The following is a 12,316-nucleotide window of genomic DNA, read 5'->3' as shown; positions in this document are numbered from 1 at the left end:
TAGTGAGGACTTTAGTCCTTCTTCAGCCCAAGAGAAAAGGACTGAAGTCCTCACTACAAACTGAAGCGTAGTTAACTTAGTTATTCATCAAAAATTGTCGTGGAAAATCAAAATCCCGATCCTTCAAGCCTCTCCAGCAACACTGATTCACCGGGAAATAGTCCCATCAAAATCATGCCCCTAGGCGACTCAATTACCGATGGATACTTCGTACCAGGAGGATATCGCATCGACTTACAGCCTGCAATGGAGAATCGAGGCTATGCTATTGAGTTTGTCGGTTCCCTAAGCAATGGCCCCGATACCCTACTCTCTCAGCATCACGAGGGACATTCCGGTTGGCTGATCGAAGAAATTTGCGATCGGGTTGTGGAGTGGCTGCAAACCTTCCAACCCGATATTATTTTGCTCCTCATCGGCACCAATAATATCGGACAATGGTATCAAGTAGAAACTGCAAGCTATCGCCTCAACCAATTAATCGATCGCATTTTTCAAACTGCACCCAATGTCCAACTCTTTGTCGCTGCAATTCCGCCAATGTCTGAACCCACCTTAAATCAGCGAGTTAAACTATACAATCAAAACAGCGAGGAGTTAGTCAAGGAAAAACAACAAGCAGGGAAGCCCATAGATTTTGTTGATTTATATAATATCCTCAGCCTAGACGATCTCCCCGATGGCGTTCATCCCAACCGAGAAGGATTTCGGAAAATTGCTGGTGCTCTTGAAGCTTGTCTGTCAGCGCACCTAAGTTAACAAATTCCTCGTCTGCGATTCCACGCAGTCTACAATCGTCGTCAAGAAAAATAGTATAATGAATATATCTAGTCCACCCCAATAATCCCCAATCATGCTCGCAGAAGCAAACGCCACACTCTGGCCTAGTCTAATAACTGTTTCAGCATTAATTCTATACTTCGTTGTTACCATCAACGTTGGCAGAGCCAGATTCAAATACAAAGTTTCTCCCCCGCAGATGACAGGAAACCCGGACTTTGAACGAGTAGTGCGAGTTCAGCAAAATACCCTAGAGCAAATGATTCTATTTTTGCCCTCGCTATGGCTGTTTTCGCAATTTGTCAGCCCAATTTGGGCAGCCGGTATCGGTGCAGTTTGGATAGTTGGACGCATTTTGTTTGCTTGGGGTTATTACCAAGCGGCGGAAAAACGAGCCGCAGGATTTGGTATTAGTACCTTAGCTACTTTAACTTTGCTTGGCGGTTCATTGATTGGCATCATCATGTCGCTGGTAAAAGTTTCACAGCTATAACTAATATTAGTAGGGTGCAGCATCAGCACCTTACGACGCAAATACAACTCTTTCAATTACCTTCACGAGTCAATATGTCTGAAACTAACAAACCTGTATTTCAAATTAACCAGCAACTTTTTCAACAGCTTACCGAGTGGCAAGAAAAACTCGCACTAGAAGATGAATTAGCCAGCGAGTCAGAAGACGAGAAACCAATAGAGGTAAAAAGTCCTCCCGATAGTGATGAACAGCATTCTCAAACCAATAATTCCTAGCTTGTGGCTGGCAGTATTCTTTTTTGTATTTCCGGCTGCTGTCTCCGCTCAATCGCTGACAATTAACCCAATTCAACAAGTTAATAGCGGTTTATTTCGTTCTAACTCTCAAGATTTCTTCGAGCAAGGAAATCGCCAACTGGAACGGGAAATCGCAGCTTTGTTGGGAAAAACTGCCACTTCCGAAGGCAAGATTCTGGAGATTGATGAAAAATTGCGCTCTCAGCTTTGTCGGGAAGATTTTTTAATCTCCTCGCGGTATCATGATACAATCAGTGCTGCTGAGATTGCCAGTTTTCAGCCAAAATTAAATGAGATTTGCAGGCAGAAATAAAGTCAAAGTGAGGTCAAGATTAAAGTTTTAGCGTTAATGGATAAAGAAGTAATGACTAAATTGAAACTAGCGCTGCTGGAAGCGAAAACGGTGGCTCAGTTGGCTGCGATTATTATTGATTACACTCATGAGGAAATGATGCTAGTTTTTGATGAGCTGGAATGGGAACAGCAGGCAAAAATTAAGGATATTTGGAAGAGTGTTTGAGGGATGGCCTGTTTATAAAGTTGTAGGTTCCAGCACCGGACACGGCATTGCCGTGTCCCTGCGGATATCGCGTAATGCAGCCCTACTTTTTGGGAAGCGATTCGAGACACAATTGACGGAAATGATCGCCGCGTTGCTCGAAGCTTTGGTATTGATCGAAGCTGGCGCAAGCTGGCGAAAGCAGTACGACTTTAGCTTTGTTTTGTTTGCCTAATTCTGCGGCTCTGGGAATGGCTCTTTCCATTGTTTCGACGATTTCCCAAGCGTTATAATCTGCTTGTTCTAGCCGATCACTAAAAAGGCCCGCTGCATCCCCAATTAACAGCACTGCAACAGCCTTCGCCTTGATTGTATCAATCCAAGCATTATCATCGCCCTCTTTGGGATCGCCGCCCGCAATCAAAATCGCCGGCGCGCTGACAGCAGCTAACCCGACTTGCGCTGCGTCATAATTAGTCGCTTTGCTGTCGTTGATGAAATCTATGCCTTCCCAGGTGCGGATGTGTTCGAGGCGGTGCGCCACTCCGGGGAATTTCGCGATCGCCCGGGCGATCGCACTTTGATCTATCCCTGCCAAATTAGCCGCTGCCACAGCCATCAACAAATTTTGCAAATTGTGTTCGCCCACCATCCGCAAAGACTCAGCAGGCAAAATTTTCTCGCCTTGAGCAATTACCCAACCGTCTTCGATGTACGCTCCAAAAGCGTGTTTTCCCAACAAATCTTTTTCACCTTTAACACTCGTCCAACACGCATCCGGCCAAATGTCAACTCCTTGCTGTCGCAAACCAGGATCGTCACCGTTGATGATTTGCAATTCCGAATTTTTCAGCAAATGGGCTTTAATGTTGTAGTAATTTTCTAAAGTTTTGTGGCGGCTGAGGTGATCCGGCGTCAAAGTCGTCAAAACTCCGATGCGCGGCGCTACCGACGGCGATGATTCTATCTGATAGCTGCTGATTTCTGCGATTACCCAATCCGGCGGTTTCTCGGAAGCAGCTAATTCGCACGCAGCATAACCAATGTTGCCACAAGCGGGAGCATGAAGCCCTGCTTCGGCAAAAATCGCAGCAATTAAAGCAGTAGTTGTAGTTTTGCCGTTAGTACCAGTAATTGCTACCCAAGGAGATTTGAGATAGCGCCACGCGAGAGCCATTTCTCCGATTGTTTCAATTCCCAATTCTCGGGCGCGTACTAATGCTGGAATATCCCAGGGAACGCCCGGACTTACTACTACTAATTCTATGGATTTGTCAGGTTCAAAAGATTTACCTAATTCTAGGTTGATGCCTTCGTTAGCTAGTTCCTGTTGTTGTTCGAGCAAGTTTGGGGCCGATGAGCGATCGCTCAGCGTTACTTCCCATCCTTCGCGTTTGAGCAGTCTGGCGGCGGCAATCCCTGATTTTCCTAATCCAATTATATGAGCGATCGGCATACGTTATGTGTGTGATGGAGCGAATTTCCCTGGTTTTCTAAGTTTATATCTTAACCTTGCATGAATTTTTGCCTATTGGCCATTATGCTTAATTTACGAAAAAAGGTATGTTGTTGCGCTTAAGCGCTCTTTCATCTATGTATGAAAGGGGAGTATCTCAGTTTTGCATTTATTATAGTGCGAGCACCTCAAAGAAAAAATGCTTTTTACAAAAATGAGATGATCCCGCAGGAAAGAGCGCTGAAGCGCAACAACGTACCTTAAAAATTTAAAATCGATTGACGATCGCCCCAAAGTCAGCCAACACCCGCGCGTGATTCCGCAACAAACCCAGTAAATTCAAGCGATTGCGCTTAATTTCCGGGTCAGAATCCATCACCAAAACGCTTTCTGGCCCGTCAAAAAAGCTGCTCACAGCCGGAGCAATCTCCGTCAAACTATCTACCAACTGTTGGTAATTGCGAGTTTGCTTCGATAGCAGCGTTTGCGGCACTAACTGCACCACAGCATCGTAAAAAGCTTGTTCGGAAGACTTTTGAAATAACTCGGGTTTCACCGCCGTTTTCGGTTCCAATTCTACCTTATCCAAATCACCTTGAGCCGCCAAACGAGTCGAACGGTTGACTGTTTCGTAAATCAGATCCAAAGTCTTGTCATTGCGGATTTGTTGCAGGAAAATTGCTCTTTCCAGCGCGTCCAACAAATCTCTCAATGCTCGTTCAGTATATTCTGGGTCGTTTTCTCCCAAAACTGCATTCACCAAATCATAATCTACATTCTTTTCTTCTTGCAGCAAAGTGCGAATTCTTTGCAGGAAAAACTCGTATAATTGCGATAGCAACTCCGCCGATGTTTGGGGGCGCACCGCGGTAAATTCTGCGACAACTTCTGCAAGTAGTTGGTGCAAATTGATTGGCAACTGAGCCGCCCAAATAATGTTAGTTATTGCATTGGCGGCGCGGCGCAGGGCGAAGGGATCGGAGGAACCAGTCGGCAGCATTCCTAAGCCGAAGATGCTGACTAATGTATCTAATTTGTCAGCGATTGCGACAACTTGACCTGTGAGAGTTTGCGGCAAATTATCGCCCGCACCTTTGGGCAAATAATGCTCGAAAATTCCTGTTGCTACGGCTTCCGGTTCGCCGCAAGCTAAGGCGTATTTCTGCCCCATAATTCCTTGCATTTCGGGAAATTCGTAAACCATTTGGGTTACAAGGTCGGCTTTGCAAAGCAATGCTGCTCTTTCTATGTAAGCTTGTTCTGCGGCGGTGATTTGCAGTTGCTTGGTGATGAGAGAGGCAATCTTGCACAGTCGATCGACCTTGGCGCGCACTGTACCCAAATCTTCCTGGAAAGTGACCGTCTCCAACTTTGGCAAATAATCCTCTAGAGGCTTTACCAAGTCTGCTTTGTAGAAAAACTGACCGTCTGCCAATCTCGCCCGCACGACTCGCTCGTTACCTGCGGCAATTATCGCCGATTTTGCCGGATCGCCGTTGGAAATTGTAATGAAATAGGGGAGGAGTTCGGGGAATTCTGGGCTTTTGAGAATTGGAAAATAGCGCTGGTTGGTGACGATAATTGTGGTGATTACTTCCGGCGGTAACATCAAAAAACCGTCGTCAAATTTGCCGACTACGGCGTTGGGCCATTCTACTAAGTCGGTAACTTCTTCTAACAAATCTTCGGTAATGTCGGCGTAACCGCCTTGTTTGGTGGCGGCGGCTTCTACTTGTGCTTTAATTTGAGTTTTGCGCTGTTGTCGATCGACTTCCACGCCAGCAGCCCGCAGACACTCGACATAATCCTCGGCTTGCGGAATCGAGACCCCCCCCATCTCCGGTGTAGGGGGGGTGTGCAACACCCGATGTCCTTGGGAAATGCGATCGCTCTTGACGGTATCTGAACCGCTGACCAATGCGATCGGCAGTACAGTATCATCAAACAGCGCTACGATCGATCGAATCGGGCGCGGAAACTTCAAATCTCCGTCAGCCCACCGCATAAATCTTTTGCCTTCTAACTTGTTAATCCACTGCGGCACAAGTTCGACCAAAATATCCGCCGTCATCCGCCCCGGAATCTGTTTGAGAACAAACACAAAATCGCCTTTATCGGTAGCGCGAACTTCCAAAGCATCGATTTCTACGCCTTGTTTTTTCGCAAAACCTTCGGCTGCTTTCGTCGGTTTGCCATCTTTAAAAGCCGAACTTGCGGGCGGCCCTTTTACCTCTTCTTCTCTGTCTGATTGCTTAACTGGCAGTCCTTTAACAAGAACGGCCAAACGCCTCGGAGTTGCGTATACATTAATTGATTCATTTGTCAAAGATTGTTCTGCCAGAGTTGCAGGTACGAGTTCCTGCCACTGTTGGACGCTGCCTGCGACAAAAGATGCGGGCAATTCTTCGGTGCCGAGTTCTAATAAAAAGTTAGGCATATAGAAATTGTGAAGTGAGGGAGCTACGGATTGGTAATGGGTAATGGGTAATGGGTAATTGGTAATCGGTAATTGGTAATCGGCTGGGGAGTGCGTTAGTTGACAGAAAACCTTTACATAACAAATTTATGGTTTTTTGTCAAGAGGCAATTCATTTGCCAGTTCAATTATTACAAAAATTAGCGATCGGCAATCAAAAAAGCCTGGAATGACGATCGCGATAATAACATCACAGAATTATTTTACCGGTCACAGGTCTGATTAGAGCTAAAAAACACTCAAATGATCAGCATAGCACTTAAAATCGGGGGTGAAAGATATTCTCAGCAGCTCATGACCTTGGCGGAAAGACTAGCAGAAGATTGGAAGTCGCGACTCGAACAAGATTGCCCCGACGAGAGCTCTAGCACTCGCGAGAGTGTTGTTCGCTGGCTGTTGGGAGACAAGCCAGAAAGATTTGACACTCTAAATCCGACTCAACTCGCTGTCGCTTCTGGGGCGATCGACTTTTTATATCGAATTTTGCAGCAGCGCTATCTGGGAGTAGCGCCAGAAAGAGCTTACCGCAACTTGATCGGGCGCCTGGGCGGTTTGGTGGTGCTCCGGCAAAAAATCCAAGCGTGGGTTTCTCTCTCGCGCGACAGACAGCGCAGTGCGGTAGAGGTACTGCAAGAAGTGATTCAGGAAATGCTGAATTCCGATCGCTACCTCCAGCAGCAAGTCGCCTGGATTGCCGAATGCACAACAGATAAGCGCTTGCGAAATGCTTTGCTGCTAGCGAGCACAGAAGAATACTGCTTGCGGCCGATCCGCAACCAGCCGCTGCTGGTGTACCGCTTCGTCAACTACCTGCGGCGTTCCCAGCGGGGCGGGTTGACGCAAGTCCCGGCGGGAGATTGGGTGCGGCTGGTGTCGGAACAGGTTCTGCCTGACGATACAGACGAACCGCTCAGCTTGCTAGACGAACAGGCGATGTCGGATTATCGAGAACATCAAGCTTGGGAAGAACGGCAAACTCAGCGGCAGATTGTCCAACAAGAATTTGAGAATTACTTGACTGCTGAAGTCGATCCGCTGGCTTCGCGATGGCTGCGGCTTTACCTGCAAGGCCGTTCCCAAGAGGCAATTGCTGAGGATTTGAAGGTGCCAGTCAAACAAATTTACCGCTTGCGAGAAAAAGTCAGTTACCACGCGATTCGGGTGTTTGCAGTCAAACAAGCACCAGAATTAGTCGCTAACTGGCTGGAAATTTCGCTCAAAGAACACAGTTTGGGCTTGACTCCCGCCCAGTGGCAGCAATATTTACAAGATCTCACGCCGGTGCAGCGACAGTTGATAGAATCGCTCAAAGCAGGGAAAAGTGTAGAGACGATCGCCTCTGAATTAAAGTTAAAAACCAATCAAGTCATCGGCGAGTGGAGCAAACTCTATTTAGCTGCTCAATCCCTCCGAAACGAGTAGATTGGTAATGAGTGGCGGGCGAAGCGTAGCGGAGGGAATTGCTAATTGTTAATTGGCGGTAGGAATTTTCCGAATTCGCGCTACAAATCAATTCCCGAACAGCCAGATTTGCTGCGAGTTTCCCCGTGGAAACCGCGCGATCGAATCAGGTAATATCGATCGGGATATCGCGCGTGCTGCCGCGATCTCACCCAAAAACGGATACCGTCCCACGTACTTAAATCGCGCTGATCCCCAAATTTTAGACCAAAGATCCACATCCCAGATTCATCTAGAGGAGTCAATCTCAAATCTCAAATCTCAAATCTCAAATTGACTGACGCTCGCGATCGGGGATGCTCACCGTGAACTTTGTGGAGTAAGATATTAGTAGGACGATCGACTCTTCAGGATTTTTTAACCAATCCTCAGTTCAGCAGTTGCACGTCAATCATCAGTTCTGGTGTATCTGTCATACTTGGGCATTCAGACAAAATTCTATCTTTGCCAGCCATAGGAATCAATCTTGGGCGATAAATGATAGTTAGTCGATAGTCCGCCCGCGATCATCTAGTTGTCAATCTTTCTGTAGAATTTGAGACTGGAATACAGAAGAGAGAAAATTCTGAGACCCAATATTTTTCTTTCATAAAAGCTTCCGGGTTTCAGATGCCTAGCTACGTCAGGGAAGTTGCATGGTTTAATTTTATAAATCAGGTTGGTATAGCGCGATCGCGCTTCCGACTACAGAGAAGCTAATGGTACATACATCTTCAACAGACTCGGCGACTACAATGGACTCCGATCGAATATTTCAACTAATCGATACAGTTGTTCCCTTTGAAGCTTGCCTTTACTATCAAGTTTTGCCTTTATCTCTAGAAGGCAATCTATTTAAATTGGGCGTAGTCGATGTGCAAGATGACTCCGCTTTGGACTACGTGCAGCGGATTTTAGCATACATGAATTGCTCGGTGACAACGGAGCAAATTGCCCCGGAAACTCAGCGTTCGATGCTCTCAGCTTACTTGCTCCACGGGAACCAAGTCAGAGAACCCAGCCTGACAGAAACCACACCAGCCCCAACACCGATACCAGCCCCAACACCAATAAATCCCGCACCAACAACATCAAGCTCCGAAGCAGACACCCTGCTGTCTGTACCCGAACCCTCCATTCGGGTTCCCGATCGGTTGAAACCTCCCGATGCTGAGGTTTTGCTGACGCCGACAGAACTTTCGGTTTTGGATGTCGAGGCCGTGCACTTGTCAAGCCCCGTCGAAGTTTTGGCAACTTTACCCGCGCCCCAACTGCTGCAAGAATTGCTCGGTAGAGTGCTCGTAGACGGTATCGGTAGGCTGTTTTTTGAGAGACACCAGTCCCAAGGTAGGATTCTTTGGAGTCAAGACGGCGTTTTGAAATCGATCCTCGAAGGTCTCTCTCCCTTCCTGTTTCAAGAAGTCATCGACGAGTTGAAACGGCTGACAGATATGCCTGTTTCCCCGGTGGAACATCCCAAACAAGTCGAAGTAGAACGCATCTATGGAAAAACTCATTTGCTGTTGCGCTTGCGAGTAATGCCCGTGGGTGGCAAGGAAGAAGCAACGCTGCAAGTCTTGCGGGGAGCAGCTTTGAGGTTTTACCAGCAGCAGCAATTGTCTACTCTGAGTCGAGATGCACTGCAACTGGCCAAAGAATTGCAGCGGAAAGTGAATCAAATTCGCGATCGCACTCGGCTTTCTCCTTTACCTTTGGAAGGTTTACCCGCTTTGGAACAAGTTGTCAGAAATGTTGACGACCAACTTGAAGCTTTGATGCAAGAACAGAATCCCGAGGATTTCTAATTAGAAATAGTTGTAAGTTTTGAACTTTCTTTAACTCAAATCTAGCCCGATCAAATAAATAACAATAATTAGGTTCGTAGTGAGGAATGCGAGTCCTTCCTTATCCAAAATCTGAAGAAGGACTCGCATTCCTCACTACAAACCTATGTGAGTGCAGTTGTGCGATCGCACCTAAGATGAACCGTGCTCGAAAATCTTATCGTACTGCAACAAATCCAAACTTACAAAAACTGGCAAACACCCAAAACATTGCTGTGCAACTTCCCAGCGTTCCTCTCGCTGCAACATAGCAGTCAACTTTTGTTTAGCGCCCAGCAAATATCGGACATCGTTAGCAGCGTAGCTCAATTGGTCATCAGAAAGATGCTCGGAATTTCCCCAATCCGAACTTTGAGAAGTTTTATTGAGTTCTACTTTTTCCAACTCTTGGATTAACTCTTTAAGTCCGTGTCTGTTAGTATAAGTTCTGGCTAACTTGCTAGCTATTTTTGTGCAGAAAACAGGTGCAATGTCAATACTTAAATTGTAACGCATTGTTGCCAGATCGAAGCGCGCAAAGTGAAATACCTTCTCAATATTTTCAGCTTCCATGAGCTTTTTCAAATTTGGCGCCGCCGTCTGGCCTTTAGCAATCCGCACCGCCGCCACTTTACCTTGCGGATCGCACAACTGCACCAAACACAGGCGATCGCGCCAGGGCATCAAACCCATCGTTTCCGTATCAACGGCGATCGCCTCCGCCGTCAAATAATAAGATAGCAGATCATCGGAGATATCGCGATCGCACACTTGAAAATCTGGAAATTCCATTCTTGGTTATTGGTAATCGGTAATTGGTAATCGGTAATTGGTAATCGGGCATCGGTAATCGGTAATCGGGCATCGGTAATCGGGAATCGATAATTAATCTTTCCTTCTTTCCTCTTCCTTCTTCCTTCTTCCTTCTTCCTTCTTCCTTCATCTTATCGACTGCGGACAAAAAGCTGAGTAAAATAATACTCCCCTTTGGCATTTTTGGCAATCGCAATACCAGTCAAATTAAATTGACTCTCGATATTCTTGCGGTGGCCGTCACTTTTAATCCAACCCTCAACAGCATTGCCAACCGGGTCGCTGTAGCCAAAATTGTAAGCAACATTTTCAGCTACACTTTGATAGGGAACAGTAATTGCTTTCGCCCGCCCTTCAAATCCATCGTGGCTAAATTTAACTTTCCCACTCGCCATATTTTCGCTGTGAATTCTGGCTATCTGACTAATTCGCGGATCGACAGTCAGCGGCGGCAACTTTTTCGAGGCTCGATATTGATTGATCTGTTGGTTAACAGCTTTTTCTAACTCAGCAATTGAACTCGTAGCAGCAATATTAGTATTCATGGAAGTTTCTGGGAGCGATTGTGTAGGAATGAGTTGAGTACAATTAGGTAGGATTGCCAGGAATCCTAGAGACATTAAAATCAAAGGTTTGTACATGAACTATTAAAGATAAAGAAGACCGGGCGGTTGAAACCGCGGCTACACAGACAAAACCCGCCTCCGCGGGTTGAAGAACGGATGATGAAAATTACGTTATCTTCTAAGTCGGCGGAGGCGGACATCATTTATATAGACGTGGTTGAAACCGCCGTCTGACCATTCCTACAGGGCGATCGCCCGAAATTCCGGTAAACTAGATATTCAGAACCTTCGCCACAGTGTTCACATCTTTATCACCGCGTCCCGAACAGTTGAGGACAATGCGCGGATTACCGGTTAGCTGCGGACAGAGAGTCTCCAAATAGGCGATCGCGTGAGCAGTTTCCAAAGCCGGAATAATCCCCTCCAACTGCGACAACCGTTGAAAAGCATCCAAAGCTTGCTGATCGGTTACACTGTAATATTCAGCCCGGCCAGCATCCTTCAAATAACTGTGTTCCGGCCCCACACCAGGATAATCCAAACCCGCACTAATCGAATGCGGCTCGATGACTTGACCCTCATTATCCTGCAACAAATAACTCATAGCCCCGTGCAGAACACCCACAGTTCCCTTAGTCAAAGTAGCAGCGTGTTTATCCGTATCCACACCTTCTCCCGCCGCTTCAACACCAATTAACCGCACAGTTTCTTCCCCAACAAACTCATGAAAAAGACCCATAGCATTAGAACCGCCGCCCACACAAGCTAATAAGATATCTGGCAAACCATTCCATTTTTCTAGACACTGACTGCGAGTTTCTTGACCGATAATTGCATGGAAATCGCGCACCATCATCGGGTAAGGATGCGGCCCCGCCACCGAACCAAGAATATAATGAGTTGTTTCAACATTTGTCACCCAATCGCGAATCGCTTCAGAAGTGGCATCTTTCAGCGTTCCCGTACCCGCCGCCACGGGTCGCACTTCAGCACCCATCAAGCGCATTCTAAACACATTTAAAGCCTGTCTTTCCATGTCATGAACGCCCATGTAGACAACGCATTCTAAACCGAAACGAGCGCAAACAGTGGCAGTAGCAACGCCATGTTGGCCAGCACCAGTTTCAGCAATTACGCGCTTTTTACCCATGCGTTTTGCGAGCAATGCTTGAGCCAAAGCATTATTGATTTTGTGAGCACCAGTGTGGTTTAAATCTTCGCGTTTGAGGTAAATTTGGGCGCCAGTGCCGTCTGGTTTAGCATAATGCTCCGTGAGGCGTTCGGCGAAATACAATGGGCTGGGGCGGCCGACATAATCCTTAAGTAATCCTTGAAGTTGCTGTTGAAATTCCGGTTCGCTGCGGTATTTGTGAAAAGCCGCTTCAAGCTCAAATAAAGCCGGCATCAGGGTTTCGGGGACATATTTGCCGCCGAATTTGCCAAATCTACCGAGGGAGTCGGGGCGTTGGGCGGTGGTTTCGGTGGTTTCTGTGGTGAGACGCAGGGGTGTGACAGTCACGGACTTTGTGGGGATAAGGGGACAGATTTTATTATATCTAGTCGATGTGGCGGGGCGGTGGGCGATCGGGTAATTTTGCGAGGGCTGCCAAAAATCGCTAGGATGGCGGAAGTTCGTCGGAGCCTTCGAGATATTGCCCTGTAAGGGTTTCAGGGATTTTTTCTGTAGATGAG

General features: G+C 46.9%; 14 protein-coding genes. 7 read left to right on the top strand and 7 right to left on the bottom strand.

The genetic code is table 11. The features are described from left to right. The first annotated feature begins 99 nt into the window (after nt 1-99). The 5 genes from JGK14_RS13745 to JGK14_RS13725 all read left to right on the top strand — a co-directional run bounded on the left by JGK14_RS13745 (nt 100) and on the right by JGK14_RS13725 (nt 2,071). Nucleotides 100-759 (top strand): SGNH/GDSL hydrolase family protein, encoded by a 660-nt coding sequence (locus tag JGK14_RS13745; RefSeq protein WP_293325409.1) that lies wholly within the window; start codon nt 100-102, stop codon nt 757-759. Nucleotides 760-853: 94 nt separating this feature from the next. Then, on the top strand, nt 854-1,273 hold the full coding sequence (locus tag JGK14_RS13740) for an MAPEG family protein (protein WP_293177912.1): 420 nt from the start codon (nt 854-856) through the stop codon (nt 1,271-1,273). Between the two features lie 74 nt (nt 1,274-1,347). Continuing rightward, the gene (locus tag JGK14_RS13735; RefSeq protein ID WP_293177909.1) at nt 1,348-1,530 is read left to right on the top strand and encodes a hypothetical protein; all 183 of its coding nucleotides are present in this window, start codon (nt 1,348-1,350) and stop codon (nt 1,528-1,530) included. Then, entirely contained in the window at nt 1,499-1,864 is a 366-nt protein-coding gene (locus JGK14_RS13730; RefSeq protein ID WP_293177906.1) for a hypothetical protein, read from the top strand. Before JGK14_RS13735 ends, JGK14_RS13730 begins: the two co-directional genes overlap by 32 nt. A gap of 51 nt (nt 1,865-1,915) precedes the next feature. Then, complete coding sequence (locus tag JGK14_RS13725; protein WP_293177903.1) at nt 1,916-2,071, top strand: hypothetical protein; 156 nt, start codon at nt 1,916-1,918, stop codon at nt 2,069-2,071. Nucleotides 2,072-2,153: 82 nt separating this feature from the next. On the opposite strand, the gene murD is transcribed toward JGK14_RS13725, so the two are convergent. Together murD and glyS are read right to left on the bottom strand one after the other, a co-directional pair. Further along, on the bottom strand, nt 2,154-3,506 hold the full coding sequence (gene murD / locus JGK14_RS13720) for a UDP-N-acetylmuramoyl-L-alanine--D-glutamate ligase (protein ID WP_293325405.1): 1,353 nt from the start codon (nt 3,504-3,506) through the stop codon (nt 2,154-2,156). 268 nt (nt 3,507-3,774) lie between these two features. Then, nucleotides 3,775-5,943: a glycine--tRNA ligase subunit beta gene (glyS, locus tag JGK14_RS13715; RefSeq protein WP_325315185.1), complete on the bottom strand. Its 2,169-nt coding sequence runs from the start codon at nt 5,941-5,943 to the stop codon at nt 3,775-3,777. Nucleotides 5,944-6,225: 282 nt separating this feature from the next. On the opposite strand from glyS, the gene JGK14_RS13710 reads away from it, so the two are divergent. Beyond that, nucleotides 6,226-7,404 carry a HetZ-related protein 2 gene (locus JGK14_RS13710; RefSeq protein ID WP_293191216.1) on the top strand — a complete coding sequence of 393 codons (1,179 nt, stop codon included), beginning with the start codon at nt 6,226-6,228 and terminating at the stop codon, nt 7,402-7,404. A gap of 80 nt (nt 7,405-7,484) precedes the next feature. On the opposite strand, the gene JGK14_RS13705 is transcribed toward JGK14_RS13710, so the two are convergent. Continuing rightward, entirely contained in the window at nt 7,485-7,694 is a 210-nt protein-coding gene (locus JGK14_RS13705) for a hypothetical protein (RefSeq protein WP_293291007.1), read from the bottom strand. Nucleotides 7,695-8,141: 447 nt separating this feature from the next. Between JGK14_RS13705 and JGK14_RS13700 the strand changes: the two genes are divergently transcribed. Then, nucleotides 8,142-9,227, top strand: coding sequence for an ATPase, T2SS/T4P/T4SS family (locus tag JGK14_RS13700; RefSeq protein ID WP_293177889.1), 1,086 nt, complete (start codon nt 8,142-8,144; stop codon nt 9,225-9,227). A 171-nt stretch (nt 9,228-9,398) separates the two neighbouring features. Here the strand turns inward: JGK14_RS13700 and JGK14_RS13695 are convergent, their stop codons facing one another. The 4 genes from JGK14_RS13695 to trpB all read right to left on the bottom strand — a co-directional run bounded on the left by JGK14_RS13695 (nt 9,399) and on the right by trpB (nt 12,143). Continuing rightward, nucleotides 9,399-10,037: a ribonuclease D gene (locus tag JGK14_RS13695; RefSeq protein ID WP_293177886.1), complete on the bottom strand. Its 639-nt coding sequence runs from the start codon at nt 10,035-10,037 to the stop codon at nt 9,399-9,401. Beyond that, nucleotides 9,991-10,188, bottom strand: coding sequence for a hypothetical protein (locus JGK14_RS13690; protein WP_325315184.1), 198 nt, complete (start codon nt 10,186-10,188; stop codon nt 9,991-9,993). The genes JGK14_RS13695 and JGK14_RS13690 overlap by 47 nt, the downstream gene beginning before the upstream one ends. A gap of 1 nt (nt 10,189) precedes the next feature. After that, nucleotides 10,190-10,678 (bottom strand): CAP domain-containing protein, encoded by a 489-nt coding sequence (locus JGK14_RS13685; RefSeq protein WP_325315183.1) that lies wholly within the window; start codon nt 10,676-10,678, stop codon nt 10,190-10,192. A 217-nt stretch (nt 10,679-10,895) separates the two neighbouring features. After that, nucleotides 10,896-12,143, bottom strand: a complete 1,248-nt coding sequence (trpB, locus tag JGK14_RS13680; RefSeq protein ID WP_293312324.1) for a tryptophan synthase subunit beta — start codon at nt 12,141-12,143, stop codon at nt 10,896-10,898. Nucleotides 12,144-12,316 lie beyond the last annotated feature (173 nt).

It is taken from the genome of Microcoleus sp. PH2017_28_MFU_U_A (genome assembly GCF_020738035.1).
In the GTDB taxonomy this organism is placed as follows: Bacteria; Cyanobacteriota; Cyanobacteriia; order Cyanobacteriales; family Microcoleaceae; genus Microcoleus.
This window is presented reverse-complemented; position numbering and strand designations above follow the sequence as displayed.

Coding starts and splice junctions, on each gene's coding strand:
- JGK14_RS13740 (WP_293177912.1), top strand. CDS start 854: ATGCTCGCAGAAGCAAACGCCACACTCTGGCCTAGTCTAATAACTGTT.
- JGK14_RS13735 (WP_293177909.1), top strand. CDS start 1,348: ATGTCTGAAACTAACAAACCTGTATTTCAAATTAACCAGCAACTTTTT.
- JGK14_RS13730 (WP_293177906.1), top strand. CDS start 1,499: ATGAACAGCATTCTCAAACCAATAATTCCTAGCTTGTGGCTGGCAGTA.
- JGK14_RS13725 (WP_293177903.1), top strand. CDS start 1,916: ATGACTAAATTGAAACTAGCGCTGCTGGAAGCGAAAACGGTGGCTCAG.
- murD (WP_293325405.1), bottom strand. CDS start 3,506: ATGCCGATCGCTCATATAATTGGATTAGGAAAATCAGGGATTGCCGCC.
- glyS (WP_325315185.1), bottom strand. CDS start 5,943: ATGCCTAACTTTTTATTAGAACTCGGCACCGAAGAATTGCCCGCATCT.
- JGK14_RS13710 (WP_293191216.1), top strand. CDS start 6,226: ATGATCAGCATAGCACTTAAAATCGGGGGTGAAAGATATTCTCAGCAG.
- JGK14_RS13700 (WP_293177889.1), top strand. CDS start 8,142: ATGGTACATACATCTTCAACAGACTCGGCGACTACAATGGACTCCGAT.
- JGK14_RS13695 (WP_293177886.1), bottom strand. CDS start 10,037: ATGGAATTTCCAGATTTTCAAGTGTGCGATCGCGATATCTCCGATGAT.
- JGK14_RS13690 (WP_325315184.1), bottom strand. CDS start 10,188: ATGAAGGAAGAAGGAAGAAGGAAGAAGGAAGAAGGAAGAGGAAAGAAG.
- JGK14_RS13685 (WP_325315183.1), bottom strand. CDS start 10,678: ATGTCTCTAGGATTCCTGGCAATCCTACCTAATTGTACTCAACTCATT.